Source organism: Pacificibacter sp., assembly GCF_039769035.1.
Taxonomy (GTDB): domain Bacteria; phylum Pseudomonadota; class Alphaproteobacteria; order Rhodobacterales; family Rhodobacteraceae; genus Celeribacter.
This window is the reverse complement of record NZ_JBDMZG010000081.1, coordinates 1-22,500: the sequence shown is the minus strand read 5'-3', so window position 1 is coordinate 22,500 and position 22,500 is coordinate 1. Positions and strand designations below refer to the sequence as shown.

Sequence of the window (22,500 nt, the reverse complement as noted above, 5' to 3'; positions counted from 1 at the left end):
TGATAAATGGCACACCCCAGTCTGGCATTTGCTCAATTTTCGTATGGCTGAGATCGCCTTCAAACGTCACATTCGGTGCAGCTTTGTAACGCACGGACGCAGACACACCTGAGCGATCATCATAAGCTTCATCGCGGCCCGCCGTAGACCCGTCTTGCAACATGCCGTTCAAACGGAATTGCAGACGTTCGTTTTCGCCCCAGTTCAAATCAACAGTTTGGCGTTTTGTGCCCGCATCAGTGAGCTTGGTTGTGAATTCGTAAAAATCAATTTCTTGTGGCTTTTTCGATGCAATGTTCAGCGTGCCGCCCGTGGTGCCACGTCCGCCAACAGAGCCCGCTGGGCCTTTGATCACTTCGACTTGCTCGGTGTTGAATGTCTCGTGGATCGAAGTACCCGGATCGCGCACGCCATCGACATAGACATCGTTGTTGGCTTTGAAACCACGGATGTAGATGTTGTCGCCAAAAGAGTTGCCGCCTTCGCCAAAGCCAAGGGAAATGCCCGGTGTGGAACGTGCAAGCTGGCGAATTGAAGTGGTGCCTGTGGCCTCAATCGTTTCTTGCGTGATCGCTGTGACGGTGCGTGGCGTGTCTTTGATCGGGGCAGAAAGTTTGGCGTTGGTCAAGCCGTCTGCTTTGAACGGCGCATCTGGATCTGCGTTCGGGTTGCTGCCTGCGCTGGCCTTGGCTTGGGCATAGGCGGCTGCGGCGCGGGCTTGTTCGGCTGCGGCCGCTGCCGCTTCTTGTGGTGCACAAACAGGAGTGCCCGCCAAAGCAGGTGTACAAACTTGCGGCGCTGCAGGTGCGGCGCTGCGACGTGCTGTGCGCGCGGGTTTCGGGGCTGGTTCAGGCTCGGCCGTGGTTTCAACATCAACAGTTGGCAAGACGATAACGGGATCGGTCGCCTCTTGGGCGTAGGCTTGGCCAACGAGGCATGCGGCTGTGAACGAGCCACCGATGAGCGTTGAACGAAGGGCCGTGCTGCGAGGGTGCGCCCCACGCGGGAAGGAACGGAAGCTGTCCATTTGAGTGTCCTTTGGATCAGATTTGCAAGATCGAGCGCACGCAATGTGGTGCCTCAATCGCTTGCGGGGCTGTCTGAACCAAAGGGTGTGGATGGCGACAAACGATGGCAGTCTATTAGTTGACTGTTTTAGTCATGTAAAGGGCTGCACGCTATTTTTTCAACTTTATTGACGCAACGACGTCACGACGGTCCGTGTCACACGAAACAGACTTTTCTTCATATGCTTATGGGTTTGGAACAGGAGCGAAGGCCGCACACGTTCAAGTCTGCTGTTTCAATCGCGGTTTCAAAAGCGCGCGCCAGTGCGCCATGGCGCAAGGCAAATACTTTCGAACTCAAACAGAAGGAAACAAGCGCAAACGGCCAGATAAATATCTGGCGTTTCTAAACTATCTCAAAATTTTGGGAGTAGTTGGTGCGGTCGAGAAGACTCGAACTTCCACGGGTGTTACCCCACAGCGACCTCAACGCTGCGCGTCTACCAATTCCGCCACGACCGCACTGTCTTGACTTGGTGAGGGCGTATCTAACGAAGGTGCGAATAGATGGAAAGGGCAAAAATGCGCAATATTGAAAAAAGTTCTGCCGCAGGATCACAAAGCGAAACACGCGGTGGTAGCACGCGTTGCACAGGCTTTGGCGGCAGGTCTATGAGGCTTGCACATTCTTGACGGCCTACTGCATCTGAGCTGCATCTCGATTTGACGATGCGACCCATTTGAACGTTTTTGCCAGCAGACCTGAGCGCCAAAACAAGATCATCGCAATCACGCTGCCAGACAGGATAAGGCCCAGCATCGGGGTTTCAGAGAAAAACATATCAGACATCCGACGTCCCGGCAGGAAATTCAATACAGAAGGAATGCCCAAGCCAAAGGTCGACAAGTTGCGCAAGGCTTGTTGGTGGCCTCGGATATCGCCTTTGGTCACAGATCGAATGGACAAATACAGAGTGACAAGGCTGAGCACCGCCAAAAGATGTAAGGGACTGAAGCGGCCAATGACTTTAATTTCTGAGATCCACAAAGATGACATGGCGGTCACGACCATGGCCGTGATCCAGACATAGCCCAAGACCTTGTGCCATTTATCCCTGCGCAAACGCCACAACACGGGCGGCACCAAAGCCATAGAAATCACCGCAGCGACGATGTGAATTTGAATGGCGAGAGGTGCGATCAAAAAGGGTTCAAAGGTGATCATGGTCGGTGCTCCGTAAAATTGTCAGCTGGGAAACTTGCCCTAAGGAAACGGTTGTGATTTGGATGATCTGTGTTTGAACCAAGGGGCCGCGCCCCGCGACAAAAGCTACGCAAAAGGACACAGAAATCCGTGAAAACAACGGTTTTGCATTTGGCGATACGTGAAACGCAAAAGGTTATGTCGTTGCGGCTGACCCAAACGGTGATCTGCGCTGTGGCCATTGTGCTGGGCATCGCGGGGCCATTTGGGACCGAGGACGTCATGCGTTTGGTGCCACGTATTGTCTATTGGCTGGTGGTGTCGCAGATCACCTTCGCCAGCGGAACGTTCGTGTCTGAACTGGTGCAATCGTGCAGGCTGAGCAGCAGATTGCCGGCGCCACTTATGTCTGGCCTCACGGGATTGGCGATCGGCGTGGTGATTTGCGCCGAGATCTTTTTGATCAACTTAGGCCTGTTTGGCATCTCGCCGCTTGAGGCGGGGTACGCCCTGCCCCTTTTGCTTAATGTTCTTGTTGTGGCTGTTGTGGTCAGTGTCGCGATCTCGCTGGCGGTTCAAGCGTTTAAAGACAAGCAGGCGCCACAACCACAAGAGGCCGCGCCCCAAACTGCAGCCCACCCCAAACTCGTCGAACGCCTGCCCTTCGACAAACGCGGGGCGTTGATCTCGCTGTCTGTGAACGATCACTATGTTGATGTCACCACCACCAAAGGCACGGAAATGTTGCTGATGCGGTTGGCCGACGCGATTGGCGAGGCAGGCCATGGTCTGCAAGTGCATCGCTCGCATTGGGTATCAACGGATCACATCGCATCGGTGACGCGTGATGGCGCGAAAGCGGTGATCAAAACTTCAGATGGGCGTGACATTCCCGTGTCGCGCACTTATGTGCCTAAGCTCAAGGAGGCAGGGTTCCTACCCTGAGTTGCGATGGTTGAATGGAAAATATCTGACGGGCTCACCGACTACGAAACGGCACTGGCCGAGATGGAAGCGCGCGCTGATGCAATTGCACGCGGCGAGGCTGATGAATTGATCTGGTTGGTCGAGCACCCTCCTCTTTATACGGCGGGCACGTCTGCGAAGATTGACGATTTGGTCGAACCGGATCGCTTTCCAGTCTATGACACAAGGCGCGGTGGACAATATACGTATCACGGTCCGGGACAGCGCGTGGCCTACGCGATGTTGGACCTGAACAAACGCGGCAAAGATGTGCGCAAGTTTGTTCAGACCATGGAAGAATGGGTGATCGCGGCTTTGGCCGAATTCAATGTCAAAGGTGAAATTCGCGAAGGGCGCGTGGGCGTTTGGGTTGAGCGCGACGACAAGCCCCTGACCGTGACGGGCAAGAAGGCCGAAGACAAAGTGGCGGCCATTGGGTTGCGCATTCGCAAATGGGTGTCGTTTCACGGGTTGTCTATCAACGTTGAGCCAGACCTGAGCCATTTTGACGGCATCGTGCCCTGCGGCATTACAGAATACGGTGTCACATCTTTGGTGGATTTGGGCCTGCCCGTGACGATGGACGATGTGGACATCGCTTTAAAACGCGCCTTTGAAAATGTTTTCGCACAAGATTAGGCAGTAAATTGCGTGCCGATTGCCCTGCGACAATCGCGAACTCGCAACTTATTCGTAAAGCGCTATGTTTATCTTAACTCGAAACGACTCATGTTGGAGACTTCCATGACCAAATTCTTCGTTTTCACTGCCGCTGCTTTTATGGCCGCAACATCCGCCTATGCTGGCGATGCTGCCAAAGGCGAGACAGATTTTAAAAAGTGCAAAGCATGTCACACCATCGCAAACGGTGACGACGTGATTTTCAAAGGTGGCAAAACCGGTCCGAACCTTTACGGCGTTGTCGGTCGTGCAGCTGGTGCGCAAGAAGACTTTACCAAATACGGCAAAGATATTGTTGCCTTGGGGGCAACTGGGTTCGTTTGGACTGAAGAGCTTTTGATTGAATACACAAAAGATCCCAAAAAATTCTTGAGCGCTCAGCTTGATACAGCGGCAAAATCAAAAATGTCTTTCAAATTGAAAGACGCGACAGACGTTGTGGCCTACTTGGCATCTGTTGGGCCTGTGGTTGAAGACATGCCTGCGGATGACGCTGCGAAAACAGAATAAGTCATCTCACCACTTGTTTGTTTGGCGCCGCCCCTTTGGGCGGCGTTTTACGTTGTATCCGCGCGCAACCTGCTGAGGCTGACGGGGGTCAGCCCCAAGAACGACGCAATATGTTTGTGTCCGAACTGTGCCTCATACCCAACATAGGTGTCGCGAAACCACGCCAGCCGCTCTTTGCCCCGCAGCGCACACAGGCACCATTCTCGAGCAGCCTTACGCGTCAAGGTTTGGCGCAAAACATCATTGCCCCACGCGCGAATGGTGCTTGATTCGACCATGAGCCCTTCCAAAGTGTTGCGCGGGATTTGCATGAGTTCAGCATCTTTGGTCACTTCGAGTGTCACCAACGACGTCCCGTCAGCACTGCGCGCCACATGCGGGGTGATCACGCAAGGCCCCAAGAACAAATCGACACAAACCTGACGACCATCGGAATCACTGACGTGGCTCACGATCTGTCCAGACATCAAGATAAGTTCAGCGTCATCTGGAAATCCCTGCTGAGCAGCGCAGTTTCCTTTTGCCAAAGACAAAGGGCGACAGGCTTCCGAAAAGATTTGCGCATCAGCCTTGTCCAGCATGCCGATCGGGAAATCTGAAGACTGGAAAAAATCTGCGAAATTCATGTGACGTCTTATCCGATGATAATGAACCGGCCCTGCCTTGCTGCAATACATCGACAAAACAGCAATGGAGCACTCTTATGATCACAGCTTTGACCAGAACCCGCAGATTCAGCAACATCTATATGTGGTGGGCCCTCGCCCTAACCCTTTATGGCCTCATGATGTTTGGCCCCCTGCGCACCCTGACGGACCTCGCGGCCGTACCGCCGTTTGACTTGCGGCCCATGGGGTATTCATTTGACGATGCGCGCGACTTGATGAACGCACTTGGGCAGCGTGGGCGAGATATTTATATGTATCAGCAACTTGTCCTGGATACGTTTTACCCAATGGCTTTGGCGGTGGCATCCGTTTTGACCCTGCGCAGATTCAGCGATCGGGCAAAAGCAAACGGGCATTCTCGCCGCGTACTCTTGTGCAAGGTGGCAGCCTGTGTGGCGATCACCGCCGCAGGCTTTGACTATATTGAAAACATCTTGATCGCGGCGATTCTGATAGAGCCCGATGCGATTTCATCGTTTCTGGTCACAGCGGCCAGCACAGCAACACGCGTCAAGTCGCTTGCAACAACCTTTTCGCTTGGAACCGTCACTGTTTTGGTGATTTTCAGCATTGCAAAGGCCACGTTCCATGATTTCAAGCCCATTTCCTGGCAACAGCGATGAATTTTCAACCCACGTGCGGCAATTTTTCATGCATTGGGGCGCGTTGACACATTGCCCCAGCGAATTATTGCCTTTAAGACCGTAGGCAATTCCGCGCGGAGACTCTCTTTGTCTTTTGCGCGGGTGAACGCATACAAACGCATAAATCGGGAGGACCGCATGGCAGACGCAGCCATTCACGGCCACGAACATGAAGACAACCGCAGTTTCTTTACGCGCTGGTTCATGTCAACGAACCACAAGGATATCGGCATCCTTTACCTTTTCACCGCTGCGGTGGTGGGCTTTATTTCAGTTGCCCTGACAGTTTACATGCGCCTTGAGCTCATGGACCCAGGTGTACAGTACATGTGTCTCAACGAGGCAGGCGAAGCTGCGGCGCGCTTGTTCTCAGGTGGCGAAGAATGTGCGGCACCAAACGGACACCTTTGGAACGTTATGATCACCTACCACGGTGTTTTGATGATGTTCTTCGTGGTTATCCCAGCGCTCTTCGGCGGCTTTGGTAACTACTTTATGCCGTTGCAAATCGGTGCTCCGGACATGGCCTTCCCACGTTTGAACAACCTCTCCTTCTGGATGTATGTTTGTGGTGTTGCTTTGGGCGTTGCGTCCTTGTTTGCACCGGGCGGTAACGGCCAAGCTGGTTCCGGCGTTGGTTGGGTTCTGTACCCGCCATTGTCTACCTCTGAAGCAGGCTACTCCATGGATCTTGCGATCTTTGCGGTCCACGTTTCTGGTGCCTCATCCATCCTTGGCGCGATCAACATGATCACGACATTCATGAACATGCGCACACCGGGCATGACTTTGTTCAAGGTGCCTTTGTTTGCATGGTCCATCTTTGTGACCTCTTGGTTGATCCTTTTGTCTTTGCCGGTTCTGGCGGGCGCGATCACCATGTTGCTGACAGACCGTAACTTTGGCACGTCCTTCTTCCAGCCTGGCGGCGGCGGCGACCCGATCTTGTACCAACACATCCTGTGGTTCTTCGGACACCCAGAAGTGTACATCATCATCTTGCCTGGCTTCGGCATCATCTCTCACATCATCGCGACATTCTCTCGCAAACCAGTGTTTGGCTACCTGCCGATGGTTTGGGCTTTGATCGCAATCGGCGGCTTGGGCTTCGTTGTGTGGGCACACCACATGTACACAGTCGGCATGTCACTGAGCCAGCAAACCTACTTCATGATGGCCACAATGGTTATCGCGGTTCCAACTGGGGTGAAAATCTTCTCATGGATCGCGACCATGTGGGGCGGTTCTATCGAATTCAAAGCACCTATGGTTTGGGCCTTTGGTTTCTTGTTCCTCTTCACACTTGGCGGCGTGACAGGCATCGTATTGTCCCAAGCGGGCGTCGACCGTGCGTACCACGATACTTACTACGTTGTGGCACACTTCCACTACGTGATGTCCTTGGGTGCGGTCTTTACGATCTTCGCAGGCATCTACTTTTACTTCGGTAAAATGTCTGGTCGTCACTACCCAGAATGGGCAGCACATGTTCACTTCTGGATGATGTTCATCGGCGCGAACTTGACCTTCTTCCCACAACACTTCTTGGGTCGCCAAGGTATGCCACGTCGTTACATCGACTACCCAGAAGCCTTCGCGCTTTGGAACAAAGTGTCCTCTTACGGTGCATTCTTGTCCTTCGCGTCCTTCTTGTTCTTCATCGGCATCGTGGTTTACTCCCTCAAATGGGGCAAACGCGTCACCGAGAACAACTACTGGAACGAATACGCAGATACACTCGAATGGACTTTGCCGTGCCCACCACCTGAGCACACATTCGAAATCTTGCCAAAGCAAGAAGACTGGGACAAAGGCAACGCGCACTAATCCCGCTCTGATCTAAACGAAAGGCCCCGCAGTTCATCTGCGGGGCCTTTTCTTTTGGCGCTGACTGATTTTAACTAAACGTCATAAACACAGCCTCCAAGAGGACCCGCACTTATGCTCATGCCCTTCGCACAAGATATATGGATCTCCGATGGCCCGACTGTTTCCACTTTGGGCTTTAAGTACCCAACGCGTATGGCGGTGATCAAACTCCCTAGCGACAATCTCTTTGTTTGGTCACCAGTACCGATTGACGCCGAAATGCGTGAACAGATCGATGCGCTTGGGCCTGTCAAATTTATAGTCTCACCGAATTCGCTTCACCATCTCAGCATGGGTGCATGGGCGCAGGCCTATCCCGATGCAGCACTTTGCGCCGCTCCAAACCTTATGAGCAAACGTGACGACCTTAGCTTCGCGTTTGAAATCACCGACATGCTTCCGAGCGAATGGGCAGATGCCTTCGAACACAGCATCATTCGCGGGAATACCATTGCGACTGAAGTCGTATTTTTCCATCGCGCGAGCGGTACAGTTTTGTTCGCCGATCTGTTGCAGCAATTTCCGAAAGGTTGGCACAAGGGGTGGCGCGCTTGGGTCGCGAAACTGGACCTCATGGTTCAACCAGAGCCCACCGTTCCACGCAAGTTCCGTGCCGCGTTTCGCGACAAAAAAGCAGCGCGCCTATCTCTCGCGCCTGTTTTGAATTGGCCAGCCCAAGCGGTTCTTATGGCGCATGGGACACCCGTAACACGAGATGCGCAATCTTTTCTTCAACGCGCCTTCAAATGGCTCAAGGTCTAAAATGGCGCAGTCCACCAGTCTGATCCCTGAACTCGCCGTCACAGACTGGCAAGCATCAAAGAGGTTCTACTGCGACCTGTTGGGATTTGCAGTGGCCTACGAGCGCCCCGAGGAAGGCTTTGCCATGCTCACCATGGGGGACGCGCACGTGATGATCGATCAGATTGGCACCGGCCGGACATTTGATGACGGGCATTTGCCAGACGCGTATCCTTTCGGACGCGGCATGAATCTTCAAATCGAAGTGCCTGCAGTCGCGCCCGCCTTCACCCGACTGACCGCCGCGCAATATCCGATTTACCTCGCGCTTGAAGACAAATGGTATCGCAAAGACGCCCTTGAGGTTGGCAACCGTCAATTCGTGGTGGCCGATCCTGATGGCTACTTAATCCGCCTGTTTCAGGATCTCGGAACACGCTCGATCCGCCCAACCTGATCGCACTGCGACCCTTCGCCTCTTTGCCGTGACACATCATCACGGTAGCCTAACGCAAACTGCAACAACCAAAGAACACGATGCCCTATAGATGGACGCCCGATCATCGGCATGTGCGCACACAGCCGCGTCACGACACTTCCGAGCCGCTCATACGCTTGGACATATGGCCTCACCGCTCGATGCCGAACACCGGCTTTAAGGCGGCCATTTGGCTGCTGTTCGTGGCGGGTTGCCTTCCGGTTCTTGCCTTCATCGGCACGGCGGCTTTCTGGGTACTCTTGGTTGGACTATTGCTGACCTTGGGCGCGCTTTGGACAGCGCTGCGGTGGTCAGATCGGGTACACTTGCGCGAAGAGATGCGGATTTGGCCCGACAAAGTGGAACTGTCGCATTGGTCCACCAAAGGGACGTTGAAACAGTGGAGCGCCAATCCCTATTGGATCAAGCTGCATCTGCGCGCGGCGGGCGGCCCTGTTGAACAATATCTTACCCTGAGCAGCAGCGCCGCGGACAATGGACGTGCCGTGGAGCTGGCATCCTTTTTGTCGCCCGAAGAGCGCGAGGCGTTGCGTGACGATCTTGCCTTTGTTCTTGGTCAACTCAAATCGGCAAGCTCTACGCCTGCGGGATCCCGCACCAAAGCCCCGTGAAAGATCAAAACGCAGGCAAGCAAAAAGGCTGACGTTTACACGACAGCCTTTTCAAAAATGTTCAGTTGCTGCGCAAAGCGCCCCTAAATGCAACAAATGTGCAGTTAGGCCAATTTTTCTTTCACACGTGGACCAACTGCGCCGAAATCAATCTGGCCAGTATATTTGCTTTTCAGCGCGCCCATAACCTTGCCCATATCGCGGATCGACTCAGCGCCAGAGGCGGAAATCGCATCGTCGATGGCCTGAGAAACCTCTTCATCGTTCAACTGGCGCGGCAAGAAATCAGAAATTACAAGGATCTCAGCACGTTCTTTTTCCGCCATTTCCAAACGACCGCCTTCGTCAAAAGCGCGTGCACTTTCTTTGCGCTGTTTGACCATTTTCTCAAGAATACCAAGGACATCGGCATCTGATACGCCGGCGTCGTTGCCTTCGCCACGCAGTGTAATATCGCGGTCTTTGATAGCAGCACTGATCAAGCGGAGCGTTGAAAGGCGTGGTGCATCTTTGTCTTTCATCGCAGTTTTCAAAGCGGCCGAGAGCCGCGTACGCATATCCATTGGTGTCTCGTTCCTTGAGCCATTGCAAGTCCTCACACTACTCAAAAGATTGACAATTAACAACAACTTAGCACCCCTTGTAAGTTATTGAAAAATAAAGAAAACAGAAACTACACAGAAAATCGCAACACCTGCTTGACGCCCCTCGCTGCTTTCCTTAGTTTCCCGACAATTTTGGGCCTTTTAAGGGGAGTCGTGCCATGACCACCGCAAACTCATCTGCGAAACCGACAGCTTGCTTGGCGCTTGCGGACGGCACCGTTTTTTACGGTAAAGGATTTGGCGCCACCGGCACCACAACTGCCGAGCTGTGCTTCAATACCGCCATGACTGGCTATCAAGAAATCATGACAGACCCGTCATACGCAGGCCAGGTCGTCACATTCACCTTCCCGCACATCGGCAACACTGGTGTGAACGACGAAGATGACGAAACATCTGATCCCGTCGCCGCAGGCATCGTGGTCAAATGGGATCCTACAGATCCATCGAACTGGCGCACCGAAGACGAACTGGGCCCATGGTTGGCAAATCGCGGCCGCATCGGCATGGGTGGCATCGACACGCGTCGCCTCACCCGCGCAATCCGTCAACAAGGCGCCCCACATGTTGCCATGTCTCACGATCCTGAGGGCAACTTTGACATCGCCGCTTTGGTTCAAATGGCGCGCGACTTCAACGGTCTTGAAGGTGCGGATTTGGCAAAGGACGTTACCTGCGCACAATCTTACGTCTGGGACGAAATGCGTTGGGCTTGGCCTGATGGCTTCCCAAAACGTGACAGCAAAGGCTTTAAAGTTGTCGCCATCGACTTTGGCGCAAAACGCAACATCCTGCGCTGCTTGGCCTCTGCAGGCTGTGACGTAACTGTTTTGCCAGCGACAAGCACCGCCGAAGAGGTCCTCGCGCACCAACCTGATGGTGTGTTCTTGTCAAACGGCCCAGGCGATCCTGCGGCAACTGGCGTTTACGCTGTTCCGATGATCAAAGAAGTTCTTGCTGCTGATCTGCCCGTCTTTGGTATCTGCCTTGGTCACCAAATGTTGGCTTTGGCGCTTGGTGCCAAGACCATCAAAATGAACCACGGTCACCACGGTGCGAACCACCCTGTGAAAGACAAAGACACAGGCAAAGTTGAAATCACCTCGATGAACCACGGCTTCGCAGTTGACGCACAATCCTTGCCAAGTGGCGTTGTTGAAACCCATGTGTCCCTATTCGATGGGTCCAACTGTGGGATCAAAGTCGAAGGCAAGCCAGTGTTTTCAGTGCAATACCACCCTGAAGCATCCCCTGGCCCGATGGACAGCTACTACCTGTTCGAGCGCTTTGCCGATGCAATGTCAGCGCGCGTTACTGCGTAAGACTGCGCACATTAATTTGAGGAAGCCGGCTCATAGGGCCGGCTTTTTCTATTCTGAGGGCCCAAAGCAAGCTTTCTAGAAAAATCGATATCGCCTCCCCCAAAATGGTTAGGGTTAACGCCGCATTAACCCTATTGGTCCATCCTACCAAAGGCGCGAAATCCTTTGCGTATCTTGGGGGCACGGATCGACATGGTGCAGCTGCGGCACAGCATATTTAAGTCCCCCTCTGCGAGGGATAAAAGCCAAAAAGCATCAGATCCATCGGGGGCGTTGCTGTCACCCAGTGCGCCCGCCGACGCATACATTCGCGGTCAAAACCCCATCAAAGCGGTGAAAAAGCCTATCGGGCAAATGCTGGTCGACATCGGCGCGCTATCGCAAAGTGATCTCTCACGGGCTGCGACGATGCGCCAACGCCAAGATGCACGCATGGGCGACATTTTGTTGTCCCACAACATGGTTGATGAAACCGTCCTCTATGCCACATTGGCCAAACAATATGGCGCTGTGGTTGCGGATTTTGGCACGCACCCAGCCGATGTACGTCTGGTCGATGCTTTTGGCGCAGACGAATGCCTGCGCCGCGGTGTGCTTCCTTGGCGGCGCGTGGGCAACACGGTGCTTATTGCTTCATGCCGCCCCGAGCAATTCGAAGACCTGCGTCCACATTTAACCGCCCTATTCGGCCCTGTACGTATGGCAGTGATCTCAGAAACAACGCTGCATGAGGCCTTGCTGCAATCGCGCCAACGTACGCTTGCGAAGGCTGCTGAAACGCGTGTGGCCGCCCACGAAAGTTGCCGTGAACTTGATATTTCGCGTCTGACGCGCGTGATGTCCGCGATTGGCGTCGCTTTCATCGCAGCGACGATTATTTTTCCCCATGCCATGTTTTTGGTGTTGGTCTGCTGGGCCATCTTGGTTTTGGTGATCACCTCTGCACTCAAGCTCGCGGCTGCCGTTGCGCAAGCGCGGCGATCTCAAAAACGACAACTCACCTTTAGCACGCAAAGAGAGGCACAGAGGCTGCCTACAGTGTCAGTCATGGTGCCATTGTTTCACGAACGCGAAATTGCGGCGCGTCTGATCAAGCGCCTTTCAAAACTGACCTATCCAAGAGAGCTATTGGATATTTGCTTGGTGGTTGAGGAAGATGACATCATCACGCAAGAAGCAGTTGCGCGCACAAATCTTCCGCGCTGGATGCGCATGATCGTGGTGCCGCGCGGCGGGGTTAAAACCAAACCGCGCGCCTTGAATTTTGCGCTCGATTTTTGCCGTGGATCCATCATCGGAATTTATGACGCCGAGGACGCGCCTGAACCAAATCAAATCCACAAAGTGGCGCATCACTTTTCTCAGGCCGCAAAGGACGTCGCTTGTGTGCAGGGCATTTTGGACTTCTACAACGCACGCGCCAACTGGCTGGCGCGCTGTTTTACGGTGGAATACGCCTCTTGGTTTCGCATTATTTTGCCAGGTTATGAACGCCTTGGCTTTGTCGTGCCCTTGGGCGGCACAACCTTGTTTTTCCGCCGCGAAGCCATTGAAAAACTTGGGGGGTGGGATGCGCACAATGTGACGGAAGATGCCGATCTGGGCATTCGCCTCGCGCGTCATGGGTACCGCACAGAGTTGATCCGCACCGTCACTGATGAAGAAGCCAATTGTCGCTTTTGGCCATGGGTCAAACAGCGATCGCGCTGGCTCAAAGGCTATGCGATGACATGGGCGGTGCACATGCGCAATCCACGCAAGCTTTTGGCGGATTTGGGATGGTGGAAATTCTTTGGAGTTCAGGCCCTGTTCTTTGGCACCTTGTCCAATTTCGTATTGGCGCCGCTTTTGTGGACATTCTGGTCCATGCCCCTTGGGCTGCACCACCCTCTGCAGGACTTTGTTCCCAACGGAACGTTTCTGGCTTTGGGGGCCCTCTTTTTGATGTCTGAGGTGATTACAGTCGCCATCGGCATGTTGGCCACCTCAACGCCGAAACACAAAGGCATGTGGAAGTGGGTGCCGACGTTGCACTTCTACTATCCGCTTGGAACGCTTGCCGCGATCAAGGGACTGTGGGAAGTGATCACGCGGCCGTACTATTGGGATAAAACCGCACATGGTTTGAGTGAAGTTGAGGCACCTCAAATCGACGAGTTCGCCACTCAAGACACGCCAAAAGTAGCACCTGTATCCCGCATTTTCAGGCATGTGTTGCAAGCCGTTAAGCCGGCGCAAACAGTGCATTCTGAGACGCATTTACAAAGCGATACGTCTTTGGCTCTCACGCAAGACTTGCGCCCGAATGCCGGTGACTTGCCCTTGATCCTCACCGGATCAAACCGGACCGAGCAACACCACAGCCCACAGGCACACGGGTTTTCGGAACCATCCGCAGCGTTCGACATCTCAAACGCGCCCATGCGGCGTAGGCAGCTTGGACAGCGTCAGTTGACCTTTGGACTGGATTTGCCGGACTTTGCGCCGCTAGAGTTTTCGCCCGCGATGGAGCAAAACGCCAAAGCGCTTCCTTTGCTTTTGACACCTACACTTAGGATCGACCTTGACGGTCAAACACCTTAGCGCACAGGCCATCTTAAAATAGAATTCTACGTTAATATTTTGACGAAAGAAACGCCCTTAACGGTCTGTTTCTGCGTCTATTTTCAACCTCGTCACAAAGGCTTTCGAGATGTGTTCACTCAAGGCAGCATCCGCGGCATCCCCGTCACCGGCCTCGATCGCAGAAACGATTTGATCGTGTTCGCTGATGGCCTCAGACCCTCGCCCTTCGGCGGCCAAAGAGGTGGTCGCCAACAGCGCCATGGAGCGGTGCACAAGGTCGAGTTGTTTGACCAAGTAGCGGTTATGAGATGCCAAGTGGATTTGCTTGTGAAACCTGCGGTTCGCACGTGACAAGGCGTCGGGATCGTCGATCAGCACGCGATCTTCATCCACCATGTCGCGCAGCACGCGAATTTCTTCGGGCGTGGCGTGGCGTGCTGCCAAACGCGCAGCGAGGCCTTCCAGTTCAGTGCGCACAACGTAGAGATCTGCCATCTGATTGTGATCGAGCGAGGCAACGATCAAAGACCGCCCATCGCGCGTCAGCATGGATTGTGTTTCCAACCGCTGCAAAGCTTCGCGGATAGGCGTGCGAGACACACCAAAACGTTCGGCCAATTCACTTTCGACCAAACGATCCCCAGGACGATAGATGCCCGTATCGATCGCATCGAGAATCATCGCATAGGCGTCTTTTTGGCCGCCCGGTTGCCCAGACGACTGACCAGATTTTTGTGTTGTGTGCGCGTCGCTCATCGAAGTTCCTCGTTGGTTACGCAAGACCATAAGCGGTGCATTCGTACGGGTTCAAGCGTTAAGACGTGATGTAAGCCCTTGTGTGATCGAAACGCCGCCCCTAACAAAGAACTATGGTACAAAAACAGTTCTCACATGTGCGGTCGTGGATCTTTGATCTCGACAACACGCTTTATCCGCCGTCCACGTCGCTGTTTCCACAGATCGAAGTGCGGATGACGGACTGGGTGTCCAATGAGCTTGGGGTGTCGAAATCCCACGCCAGCAAATTGCGTCAGCAATATTGGATCGAACATGGCACGACCTTGTCAGGTCTGATGCAATTGCACGGCACCGATCCAGAACCCTATCTGGAATACGTGCATGATATCGACTTTTCGGTATTGTCGCCTGACTTAGCGCTGCGCGATGCTATTCAATCGCTGAACGGGCGTAAGATTGTCTTTACCAATGGGTCTGCCCCCTATGCCGAAGAGGTTTTGACCGCGCGTGGACTGTCTGGTCTGTTTGATGCCGTTTACGGTGTCGAACACGCGAAATACCATCCAAAGCCAAGCGCGCAGGCCTATACCGAGATTTTGTCGCAAGATGGCATTCACCCACCAGAGGCTGCGATGTTCGAAGATGATCCGCGCAATTTGGAAGTGCCGCACAATTTGGGCATGAAGACTGTGCACGTTGCCCCGCTCAAAGACGCGCATGAGGCACCTTTCGTGCATCATCACACCGATGATTTGGCCGATTTCTTGACCCGCATCGCGCCTGCATCCACCTGAGACAGCCTGTCGCTTGAACTGGACAGGCGTTGGGCCTATCACTTGCCCAGCGATCTGAGCGGGGCCACGCCCCCGCGCTGCATCAAGGAGCCAAGACATGACCCAACACGCCCCCAAAGCCACGCGCGAAACTGTCGACATTCTTGTGGTTGGCGGCGGCATCGCGGGCATGATTGCTGCGGCGGCCTTTGGCGCCTCGGGGTTCAAAACCTTGATGATTGACCCCGTGCCCCCTGTCACGGTTGGCGATGACGTTGGCAGTGATTTGCGCTCAACAGCGTTCTTGCGCCCCGCGCGCGATCTGTTTGAAAAGATTGGCATTTGGGATCGGCTTGCCCCCCATGCAACACCGCTTGAAGGGCTGCGCATCGTAGACACTGTCCCCTCAGATGATGGGCCATTGCTGCGCAGCGAACGTCAGTTTGAGGGGCGTGAAACGGCGGACGAACCTTTTGGGTGGAATTTTCTCAACTGGCACATGCGGCGCGCATTGGTCGATATTTTGCCCAGCATTGCATTGGCCGAGACGCGATACGGCGTGGGGTTCAAATCCATGCTGACACGGACTGGGTCGGCTATTGTAACGCTCAGCGACGGTACTCAGGTCGAGGCAAAACTGGTTGTCGCCGCAGATGGGCGCAATTCTGCGGTGCGCGAGGCTGCTGGCATCGGCGTGTCCACCACGCGTTATGGCCAGAAATCTTTGGCCTTCACCGCCTTTCACAGCTTGCCGCATGGCAACGTGTCGACAGAAATTTACCGCGATGGCGGCCCCTTCACCATGGTACCGCTTGCGGACATCGACGGGCGTCCGGCGTCCGCCATTGTTTGGATGAACAAAGGCCCGAAAGCGATCGATCTTTTGAACATGGACATCGACGCATTCAACGCAGAGATGACTGACCGCTCGGCTGAATTGTACGGCAATATGGAGTTGGCGTCGCAGCGCGGCGTTTTCCCGATCATCACCCAAGTGGCGGATCAGTTGAGCGGGCAACGCCTTGCGCTTATCGCTGAAGCCGCACATGTTTTGCCCCCGATTGGCGCGCAGGGTTTGAACACGTCGCTGAATGATTTGGCTGCGCTGCTGGAGCTTTGTGAAGCCAACACACACGACATTGGCAACGCCGCGATGCTCGACACATATGCGCGCACACGTCACCGCGATATTACGGCGCGCGCGAAAGCTGTCGACCTGTTCAACCGCGTGGTGCGCGCCGAAGACGGCCTATTGCAATCGGTCAGATTGTTGGGACTGAAAGCCGTGCACGACATCAAACCTGTGCGCATGGGTGTGATGCGAGCGGGACTTGGACCGCTTTAAAGGCCAAATAAACACCCCTGCCCGACGCGCTCGGATGGCCATAGGCCTTGCCCCGCGCGCGGCACTATCTTAGAACGCGCTTAAACCAGATTTATCGGAGCCCGCGTCATGCTTGACACCATTCAATACACAAGCCCAAAGCCCAAAGTGATTGCGGGCATGAAAGACGACTGGGAACTGGTCATCGGCCTTGAAATTCACGCGCAAGTGCAAAGCAACGCAAAGCTTTTCTCTGGCGCGTCCACTGAGTTCGGCAGCGAGCCAAACTCAAACGTAGCCTTCGTTGACAGCGCCATGCCTGGCATGTTGCCTGTGATCAACGAATACTGTGTTGAGCAAGCTGTGCGCACGGGCCTTGGCCTGAAGGCTAAGATCAACCTGTTCTCTGCTTTTGACCGCAAGAACTACTTCTACCCAGATTTGCCGCAAGGCTACCAGATTTCACAGCTATACCATCCGATTGTGGGCAACGGCGAAGTCTTGGTCGACATGGAACCTGGTGTGGCACGCAAAGTGCGAATTGAGCGCATTCACTTGGAACAAGACGCGGGCAAATCCATTCACGACATGGACCCAACGATGTCTTTCGTGGACCTCAACCGCACCGGTGTGGCCTTGATGGAAATCGTGTCCTTCCCTGACATTCGTGGCCCTGAAGAAGCGGCGGCATATGTTTTGAAGCTGCGTCAAATCTTGCGCTACTTGGGCACTTGTGATGGCAACATGCAAAACGGCTCTATGCGTGCGGATGTGAACGTTTCTGTCTGCCGCGTTGGTCAGTACGAAAAATTCGCAGAAACCGGTGATTTCAGCCACTTGGGTACGCGTTGTGAGCTCAAAAACATGAACTCCACCCGTTTCATCCAAATGGCCATCGACGTGGAAGCGCGCCGTCAAATCGCCATCATCGAAGACGGTGGCGAGATCAAGCAGGAAACACGCCTTTATGACGCAGACAAGAACGAAACCCGTTCTATGCGCTCTAAAGAAGAAGCACATGACTACCGCTACTTCCCTGATCCTGATCTGTTGCCTTTGGAAATTGAGCAAGCTTGGGTCGACGACATCAAAGCGTCTTTGCCTGAATTGCCTGACGAGAAAAAAGCACGCTTTGTCAACGAGTTTGGCCTGTCCGAATATGACGCTTCCGTTTTGACAGCGGACACAACAAATGCGGCCTTCTTTGAAAACGTGGCCGCAGGCACTGATGGCAAGTTGGCCGCCAACTGGGTGATCAACGAATTGTTTGGCCGTCTCAAAAAGGACGACAAAGACATTTCAACCAGCCCTGTTTCTGCTGAACAACTCGGTGGTGTGGTCAAGCTGATCAAGTCAGGCGACATCTCTGGCAAGATCGCAAAAGAACTGTTCGAAATCGTCTACACCGAAGGCGGCGACCCTGCGCAGATCGTTGAAGAACGTGGCATGAAGCAGGTCACAGATATGGGCGCCATCGAGGCTGCCGTGGACGAAGTGATCGCAGCCAACCCTGCGCAAGTGGAAAAAGCCAAACAGAACCCCAAACTCGTTGGGTTCTTTGTCGGCCAAGTGATGAAAGCCTCTGGCGGCAAAGCCAACCCCGCGGCGGTGAGCGATTTGGTCAAACAAAAGCTCGGTCTGTAAGACCAAATTCGAAATAAAGAAACGGGGTGGCCAATGGCTGCCCCGTTTTTGTTTGTCGCATGCGAATTTGTTTGGCGTTTCGTAAACGCCACAGTACGGACATCACCAAACGTAATCCTTTTCTTGCGGGATTTGGTCTTTTATGGTCGCGCGCAAGACAGCCATCAATGGAGCTACCTATGTCATCCTACGAGTACCGTGTGATTCCTGCCCCGATCAAGGGCGAGAAAGCCAAGGGCATCAAAACACCCGAAGGCCGTATTGCGCTGGCCATGGAAACCAGTCTGAACGCATTGGGCGCGGACGGTTGGGACTATGTCCGCTCTGATGTGGTGCCCTTGCAGGAGCGCTCTGGCCTGACGTCCAAAAAGATTACGTACCACACCGTGTTTGTGTTCCGCCGCCCCTCGCGCATTGACGTTCCCGCCGAAGATCTTCCTGGCTTTGGCACTTTCGTGCAAGACGATGCAGATGCGATCGCAGCCGAAGAAGAGGCGCAAATCGCACAGCAAGCCGCCCTTGACGCGCAAAGTGACGAAGACGCAGCGGACGCTGATGACGAAGCACCAAAACCCTTGGTCGCACAGCGCCCGTAGCGCCGCTTAGACGTCTAAATCAAGCGCCAGCGCATGAATGCGCGGCACGATATCGCCAAGCGCCTTGTGCACCGCGCGGTGACGCGCCACGCGCGACTGCCCCGCAAAGGCTGCGGAGCGGATCATCACGTTGAAATGGGTCTCGCCATCCCCACCCGGATTGCCAGAATGGCCCGCGTGCGAGGCGGAGTCGTCCACCACCTCGAGCGCCGTCGGCGAAAAGGCGGCGTTCAAACGTGATTTCATCTCATCTGCAATCGACATTTTTGGTCAATCCCTCTTTCATATTTCTCTAATTCGTCTAAAGTCTTTTGCCTGAGTCTAAAAGGTTAAGAGACATGCAAAAAGACGATCCCTTTGGTTTCGATATATCCGCAGCGAAGGACAAAAAGAAACGCCGTGGCGGGCGCCGCGGCATGTCTGGTGCGTTTGAAACGTCTCAAAGACAGTGTGAACACGATGGGTGTTCAGAATCCGGCCAGTACCGTGCGCCGCGTTCCCCCGATCATTTGGATGAATTCAAATGGTTCTGCAAAGAGCATGTTCGGGCCTATAACCTGAAATGGAATTTCTTCGACAATGCGACCCCCGAAGAAATGGACGAACAGCAAAAAGCATCTGAAACAGGCGAACGTCCCACAAAGCCGTTTGGCCGCAAAGTCACCAGCGAAGAACGGGCATGGGCGCGTCTTGGCGTGGATGACCCACATCAGGTGCTGGGTGAAAACGCGACGCAAAATCCAGGGCGTTCAGATCCGGGTGCCTCCACCCGCAAACTGCCGCCGCTTGAGCGTCAAGCGATTGAAATTCTGGAAGTGAAAGACCACTGGACCAAGGCAGAGATCAAAAAGCAGTACCGCAGTTTGATCAAAATCTTGCACCCAGACGTCAACGGTGGCGACAGATCACAAGAAGAGCAACTGCAACAAGTTGTTTGGGCATGGGATCAAGTCAAAGAAAGCCGTTTCTTTAAGTAAACAAGCTGCAGATCGAAAACACGAAAGGCCGCCCCGTATGGAGCGGCCTTTTTACGTTCATATACCTATCGACGATCAGGCGCGTTAGTGTGACGCCCCGCCCTTTTTGCCTGTGACGGCGCGGATGGCAGGGTCGATCACATAGGTGACGATGGGGATCAAAATCAGACCCAAAATCAAGCCCAAGATGCCATCCGCCAAAGCCGTCATCGCCCAGGCCGCGAAGCCAGGTGCTTTGGGCATCGCGTGGCTGGCAATTTCGGCCAAGTGATGGATTTCAACATACGGATGATGCATGCCAAGTTCGTGCATGCCATGAATAATGATCGAGCCACCCACCCAAATCATCGCGGCGGTGCCGATAATCATCAAAGCTTTCATCAAGTATGGCATGAATTTCACCACGCCGCGCCCAAGAGCACGCGTCACGGACAATCGGCCAACACGCGCCAGCCACAGACCAACATCGTCGGCTTTCACAATCAAAGCCACAGCGCCGTAAACCGCGACCGTGATAAAGATACCCGCCAAACCAAGCGCGCCCGCTTTGAACCAGATCGATCCATCAGGGTCGATGCCCGACAGAATGATGGTCATGATTTCAGCAGACAAAATGAAATCGGTTTTCACAGCACCCGCCACTTTGGATTCTTCCAAATGCGTCGGGTCGCCATCGCCGTCGATGTGGCCGTCGGCATAATGCGCATGGGGACGGAACAGGTGATAGACCTTCTCTGCACCCTCAAAGCACAAATAGGCGCCACCAATCATCAACAACGGCATGATCAGCCATGGCGCAAACGTGGACAGCAGCAACGCGGCAGGCAACAAGATGATCAGCTTATTCTTGATCGACCCCCATGCGATTTTGCCAACAATCGGCAACTCACGAGCGGGCTGAAAGCCTTGCAAATATTTCGGCGTCACAGCAGCATCGTCGATCACCGCACCCGCGGCCTTGGAAGAGGCTTTCAAGGCCTGCGTCGCGATATCATCCACATTTGCAGCTGCCACTTTGGCAATTCCCGCAACATCATCCAAAAGTGCCAGTAAACCGCTCATTCATTCGTCCTCATACTAGTGTTGCCACATATGTAGAGGCCCGTGATGCAAGAGGCAAATACTCGTCCCATAAAGCCACAAAAAAGGCGCCCCGTAAGGGACGCCTTTGGAGGGATCAGGAGAAGAGATTTACATTGCAGGCAACAGCACCGCGTCGATCACATGGATCACGCCGTTGGATTGCTTGGCGTCAGCGATGGTCACAGTGGCCACGCCGCCGTTTTCATCCGTGATTTTTACCATGCCGTCCATAACTGAACCTTTGAGCGTACAGCCACCTACAGTCGCGATGTCGAAAGAACCGCCAGCGTCAGCGATCATGCCCACAAGCGCTTCAGACATCACTTCCGCGCCCACAACATGACATGTGAGAATTTTGGTCAGTTGGTCTTTGTTCTCAGGCTTCAAGAGCGTCTCGACCGTGCCTGCTGGCAAGGCTGCAAAGGCATCATTTACTGGGGCAAACACTGTAAATGGACCCTCAGAGGCCAATGTGTCGACCAATCCGGCTGCCGTGACGGCTGCGACAAGCGTTGTGTGATCAGCAGATTCAACTGCGTTTTCGACGATGTTCTTTGTGTCGAGCATTTCAGCGCCGCCCACCATAGTGTGCTTGCCATGGCCGTCAGCAAAGGAAGCGCCAGCGATCAAAGTGGCTGCGACAGAGGATAGGATAAGGGAACGTTTCATGATGTGTCTCCGTTGGGTGTCAAACCCTCGTCCGTCTTGGCGAGGTTAAACAGATTACGGAGCCGCGCGCACCTTGGACCACCCAGTTTCATCACATTGCGGTCACATTGAATTGAGGCGCGCAAGTGATCCAAAGGCCAATACAAACACGTATGTGCGCAAACTTTTACATCTCCATCGATACCGTTTGCCCCCCTTGCACCCTTCGCCTTAAACGGGCAAGAAGGCACTTAAGAGACAACAGCTATTAGAACGGGCCACACCATGGATGCGAACGCAAATCCCACCGAAATGATTTCAGTCCGCGATGTTTTCGGCATCGACACGGACATGACCGTCAAAGGGTTTGGCGAAGCAACAGACCGCGTGCCCGAAATTGACAGCACTTACAAATTTGACCCTGACACCACGATGGCGATTTTGGCGGGATTTTCGCACAACCGCCGCGTGATGATCCAAGGCTACCACGGCACGGGTAAATCCACCCACATCGAACAAGTGGCTGCGCGCCTAAAATGGCCATCCGTGCGTGTGAACCTCGACAGTCATATCTCTCGGATTGATTTGATCGGTAAAGACGCGATCAAACTGCGTGATGGCAAACAAGTCACTGAATTCCACGAAGGCATCCTGCCTTGGGCGCTTCGTAATCCTGTGGCGATTGTGTTTGATGAATACGATGCCGGCCGCGCAGACGTGATGTTTGTGATCCAGCGCGTTTTGGAACATGACGGCAAACTGACGTTGCTCGACCAAAACGAAATCATCACACCGAACCCGAACTTCCGCCTGTTCGCCACTGCG

Annotated in this window: 24 protein-coding genes and 1 tRNA gene; 16 read left to right on the top strand and 9 right to left on the bottom strand. The window is 54.0% G+C overall.

Annotation, left to right across the window (positions count from 1 at the left end; translation table 11 throughout):
• The 3 genes from ABF287_RS07770 to ABF287_RS07760 all read right to left on the bottom strand — a co-directional run.
• Window positions 1-1,027: TonB-dependent receptor plug domain-containing protein (locus ABF287_RS07770; protein WP_347184439.1), on the bottom strand; the 1,027-nt coding region annotated here is incomplete at its 3' end.
• 415 nt (window positions 1,028-1,442) lie between these two features.
• Window positions 1,443-1,529 (bottom strand) — tRNA-Leu (locus ABF287_RS07765).
• A gap of 175 nt (window positions 1,530-1,704) precedes the next feature.
• The gene (locus ABF287_RS07760) at window positions 1,705-2,232 is read right to left on the bottom strand and encodes a DUF2306 domain-containing protein (RefSeq protein ID WP_347184438.1); all 528 of its coding nucleotides are present in this window, start codon (window positions 2,230-2,232) and stop codon (window positions 1,705-1,707) included.
• Between the two features lie 129 nt (window positions 2,233-2,361).
• On the opposite strand from ABF287_RS07760, the gene ABF287_RS07755 reads away from it, so the two are divergent.
• The 3 genes from ABF287_RS07755 to ABF287_RS07745 all read left to right on the top strand — a co-directional run bounded on the left by ABF287_RS07755 (window position 2,362) and on the right by ABF287_RS07745 (window position 4,368).
• Window positions 2,362-3,156: a LytTR family DNA-binding domain-containing protein gene (locus ABF287_RS07755; RefSeq protein WP_347184437.1), complete on the top strand. Its 795-nt coding sequence runs from the start codon at window positions 2,362-2,364 to the stop codon at window positions 3,154-3,156.
• Between the two features lie 6 nt (window positions 3,157-3,162).
• Window positions 3,163-3,816, top strand: a complete 654-nt coding sequence (gene lipB, locus ABF287_RS07750; protein WP_347184436.1) for a lipoyl(octanoyl) transferase LipB — start codon at window positions 3,163-3,165, stop codon at window positions 3,814-3,816.
• A 105-nt stretch (window positions 3,817-3,921) separates the two neighbouring features.
• Entirely contained in the window at window positions 3,922-4,368 is a 447-nt protein-coding gene (locus ABF287_RS07745) for a c-type cytochrome (RefSeq protein ID WP_347184435.1), read from the top strand.
• Between the two features lie 47 nt (window positions 4,369-4,415).
• Here the strand turns inward: ABF287_RS07745 and ABF287_RS07740 are convergent, their stop codons facing one another.
• Complete coding sequence (locus tag ABF287_RS07740) at window positions 4,416-4,994, bottom strand: Crp/Fnr family transcriptional regulator (RefSeq protein ID WP_347184434.1); 579 nt, start codon at window positions 4,992-4,994, stop codon at window positions 4,416-4,418.
• Window positions 4,995-5,071: 77 nt separating this feature from the next.
• Between ABF287_RS07740 and ABF287_RS07735 the strand changes: the two genes are divergently transcribed.
• The 5 genes from ABF287_RS07735 (at window position 5,072) to ABF287_RS07715 (ending at window position 9,400) form a co-directional block, all read left to right on the top strand.
• Window positions 5,072-5,659, top strand: a complete 588-nt coding sequence (locus ABF287_RS07735; RefSeq protein WP_347184433.1) for a hypothetical protein — start codon at window positions 5,072-5,074, stop codon at window positions 5,657-5,659.
• 159 nt (window positions 5,660-5,818) lie between these two features.
• A complete protein-coding gene (locus ABF287_RS07730) occupies window positions 5,819-7,507 on the top strand; it encodes a cytochrome c oxidase subunit 1 (RefSeq protein WP_347184432.1) in 1,689 nt (562 codons plus the stop codon).
• Window positions 7,508-7,621: 114 nt separating this feature from the next.
• Window positions 7,622-8,311, top strand: coding sequence for a DUF4336 domain-containing protein (locus ABF287_RS07725; protein ID WP_347184431.1), 690 nt, complete (start codon window positions 7,622-7,624; stop codon window positions 8,309-8,311).
• A gap of 1 nt (window position 8,312) precedes the next feature.
• Window positions 8,313-8,747 (top strand): VOC family protein, encoded by a 435-nt coding sequence (locus ABF287_RS07720; protein ID WP_347184430.1) that lies wholly within the window; start codon window positions 8,313-8,315, stop codon window positions 8,745-8,747.
• 80 nt (window positions 8,748-8,827) lie between these two features.
• The gene (locus ABF287_RS07715; RefSeq protein ID WP_347184429.1) at window positions 8,828-9,400 is read left to right on the top strand and encodes a DUF2244 domain-containing protein; all 573 of its coding nucleotides are present in this window, start codon (window positions 8,828-8,830) and stop codon (window positions 9,398-9,400) included.
• Window positions 9,401-9,504: 104 nt separating this feature from the next.
• Here ABF287_RS07715 and ABF287_RS07710 read toward each other — a convergent pair whose 3' ends face one another.
• Window positions 9,505-9,963: a GatB/YqeY domain-containing protein gene (locus ABF287_RS07710; RefSeq protein ID WP_347184428.1), complete on the bottom strand. Its 459-nt coding sequence runs from the start codon at window positions 9,961-9,963 to the stop codon at window positions 9,505-9,507.
• Window positions 9,964-10,163: 200 nt separating this feature from the next.
• Here ABF287_RS07710 and carA point away from each other — a divergent pair, with 200 nt between their 5' ends.
• Together carA and ABF287_RS07700 are read left to right on the top strand one after the other, a co-directional pair.
• Window positions 10,164-11,327, top strand: a complete 1,164-nt coding sequence (gene carA / locus ABF287_RS07705) for a glutamine-hydrolyzing carbamoyl-phosphate synthase small subunit (RefSeq protein WP_347184427.1) — start codon at window positions 10,164-10,166, stop codon at window positions 11,325-11,327.
• Window positions 11,328-11,492: 165 nt separating this feature from the next.
• Window positions 11,493-13,910, top strand: coding sequence for a glycosyltransferase family 2 protein (locus ABF287_RS07700; protein WP_347184426.1), 2,418 nt, complete (start codon window positions 11,493-11,495; stop codon window positions 13,908-13,910).
• Window positions 13,911-13,967: 57 nt separating this feature from the next.
• On the opposite strand, the gene ABF287_RS07695 is transcribed toward ABF287_RS07700, so the two are convergent.
• Window positions 13,968-14,648 carry a GntR family transcriptional regulator gene (locus ABF287_RS07695; protein WP_347184425.1) on the bottom strand — a complete coding sequence of 227 codons (681 nt, stop codon included), beginning with the start codon at window positions 14,646-14,648 and terminating at the stop codon, window positions 13,968-13,970.
• 113 nt (window positions 14,649-14,761) lie between these two features.
• Here ABF287_RS07695 and ABF287_RS07690 point away from each other — a divergent pair, with 113 nt between their 5' ends.
• From ABF287_RS07690 to ABF287_RS07675, 4 genes are all read left to right on the top strand, one after another.
• On the top strand, window positions 14,762-15,424 hold the full coding sequence (locus tag ABF287_RS07690) for a pyrimidine 5'-nucleotidase (RefSeq protein WP_347184424.1): 663 nt from the start codon (window positions 14,762-14,764) through the stop codon (window positions 15,422-15,424).
• A gap of 97 nt (window positions 15,425-15,521) precedes the next feature.
• Window positions 15,522-16,748 (top strand): FAD-dependent monooxygenase, encoded by a 1,227-nt coding sequence (locus ABF287_RS07685; RefSeq protein ID WP_347184423.1) that lies wholly within the window; start codon window positions 15,522-15,524, stop codon window positions 16,746-16,748.
• A 108-nt stretch (window positions 16,749-16,856) separates the two neighbouring features.
• On the top strand, window positions 16,857-18,371 hold the full coding sequence (gene gatB / locus ABF287_RS07680) for an Asp-tRNA(Asn)/Glu-tRNA(Gln) amidotransferase subunit GatB (protein ID WP_347184422.1): 1,515 nt from the start codon (window positions 16,857-16,859) through the stop codon (window positions 18,369-18,371).
• 179 nt (window positions 18,372-18,550) lie between these two features.
• Window positions 18,551-18,967, top strand: coding sequence for a hypothetical protein (locus ABF287_RS07675; protein ID WP_347184421.1), 417 nt, complete (start codon window positions 18,551-18,553; stop codon window positions 18,965-18,967).
• A 6-nt stretch (window positions 18,968-18,973) separates the two neighbouring features.
• On the opposite strand, the gene ABF287_RS07670 is transcribed toward ABF287_RS07675, so the two are convergent.
• Window positions 18,974-19,231, bottom strand: a complete 258-nt coding sequence (locus ABF287_RS07670; RefSeq protein ID WP_347184420.1) for a BolA family protein — start codon at window positions 19,229-19,231, stop codon at window positions 18,974-18,976.
• Window positions 19,232-19,305: 74 nt separating this feature from the next.
• Here ABF287_RS07670 and ABF287_RS07665 point away from each other — a divergent pair, with 74 nt between their 5' ends.
• The gene (locus tag ABF287_RS07665) at window positions 19,306-19,944 is read left to right on the top strand and encodes a DnaJ domain-containing protein (RefSeq protein WP_347184419.1); all 639 of its coding nucleotides are present in this window, start codon (window positions 19,306-19,308) and stop codon (window positions 19,942-19,944) included.
• 84 nt (window positions 19,945-20,028) lie between these two features.
• On the opposite strand, the gene ABF287_RS07660 is transcribed toward ABF287_RS07665, so the two are convergent.
• Both ABF287_RS07660 and ABF287_RS07655 read right to left on the bottom strand, forming a co-directional pair.
• The gene (locus ABF287_RS07660) at window positions 20,029-21,006 is read right to left on the bottom strand and encodes a DUF808 domain-containing protein (protein ID WP_347184418.1); all 978 of its coding nucleotides are present in this window, start codon (window positions 21,004-21,006) and stop codon (window positions 20,029-20,031) included.
• 129 nt (window positions 21,007-21,135) lie between these two features.
• The gene (locus ABF287_RS07655) at window positions 21,136-21,696 is read right to left on the bottom strand and encodes a fasciclin domain-containing protein (protein ID WP_347184417.1); all 561 of its coding nucleotides are present in this window, start codon (window positions 21,694-21,696) and stop codon (window positions 21,136-21,138) included.
• Between the two features lie 264 nt (window positions 21,697-21,960).
• On the opposite strand from ABF287_RS07655, the gene ABF287_RS07650 reads away from it, so the two are divergent.
• The coding region (locus ABF287_RS07650) for a MoxR family ATPase (RefSeq protein WP_347184416.1) at window positions 21,961-22,500 on the top strand (540 nt) is incomplete at its 3' end.

Bases quoted from the DNA above. Each gene is read 5' to 3' on its own strand.
- ABF287_RS07685 (WP_347184423.1), top strand. From the start codon at position 15,522: ATGACCCAACACGCCCCCAAAGCCACGCGCGAAACTGTCGACATTCTT.
- ABF287_RS07730 (WP_347184432.1), top strand. From the start codon at position 5,819: ATGGCAGACGCAGCCATTCACGGCCACGAACATGAAGACAACCGCAGT.
- gatB (WP_347184422.1), top strand. From the start codon at position 16,857: ATGCTTGACACCATTCAATACACAAGCCCAAAGCCCAAAGTGATTGCG.
- ABF287_RS07655 (WP_347184417.1), bottom strand. From the start codon at position 21,696: ATGAAACGTTCCCTTATCCTATCCTCTGTCGCAGCCACTTTGATCGCT.
- ABF287_RS07665 (WP_347184419.1), top strand. From the start codon at position 19,306: ATGCAAAAAGACGATCCCTTTGGTTTCGATATATCCGCAGCGAAGGAC.
- ABF287_RS07735 (WP_347184433.1), top strand. From the start codon at position 5,072: ATGATCACAGCTTTGACCAGAACCCGCAGATTCAGCAACATCTATATG.
- ABF287_RS07745 (WP_347184435.1), top strand. From the start codon at position 3,922: ATGACCAAATTCTTCGTTTTCACTGCCGCTGCTTTTATGGCCGCAACA.
- ABF287_RS07720 (WP_347184430.1), top strand. From the start codon at position 8,313: ATGGCGCAGTCCACCAGTCTGATCCCTGAACTCGCCGTCACAGACTGG.
- carA (WP_347184427.1), top strand. From the start codon at position 10,164: ATGACCACCGCAAACTCATCTGCGAAACCGACAGCTTGCTTGGCGCTT.
- ABF287_RS07710 (WP_347184428.1), bottom strand. From the start codon at position 9,963: ATGGATATGCGTACGCGGCTCTCGGCCGCTTTGAAAACTGCGATGAAA.
- ABF287_RS07660 (WP_347184418.1), bottom strand. From the start codon at position 21,006: ATGAGCGGTTTACTGGCACTTTTGGATGATGTTGCGGGAATTGCCAAA.
- ABF287_RS07760 (WP_347184438.1), bottom strand. From the start codon at position 2,232: ATGATCACCTTTGAACCCTTTTTGATCGCACCTCTCGCCATTCAAATT.
- lipB (WP_347184436.1), top strand. From the start codon at position 3,163: ATGGTTGAATGGAAAATATCTGACGGGCTCACCGACTACGAAACGGCA.
- ABF287_RS07695 (WP_347184425.1), bottom strand. From the start codon at position 14,648: ATGAGCGACGCGCACACAACACAAAAATCTGGTCAGTCGTCTGGGCAA.
- ABF287_RS07690 (WP_347184424.1), top strand. From the start codon at position 14,762: ATGGTACAAAAACAGTTCTCACATGTGCGGTCGTGGATCTTTGATCTC.
- ABF287_RS07675 (WP_347184421.1), top strand. From the start codon at position 18,551: ATGTCATCCTACGAGTACCGTGTGATTCCTGCCCCGATCAAGGGCGAG.
- ABF287_RS07670 (WP_347184420.1), bottom strand. From the start codon at position 19,231: ATGTCGATTGCAGATGAGATGAAATCACGTTTGAACGCCGCCTTTTCG.
- ABF287_RS07715 (WP_347184429.1), top strand. From the start codon at position 8,828: ATGCCCTATAGATGGACGCCCGATCATCGGCATGTGCGCACACAGCCG.
- ABF287_RS07740 (WP_347184434.1), bottom strand. From the start codon at position 4,994: ATGAATTTCGCAGATTTTTTCCAGTCTTCAGATTTCCCGATCGGCATG.
- ABF287_RS07725 (WP_347184431.1), top strand. From the start codon at position 7,622: ATGCTCATGCCCTTCGCACAAGATATATGGATCTCCGATGGCCCGACT.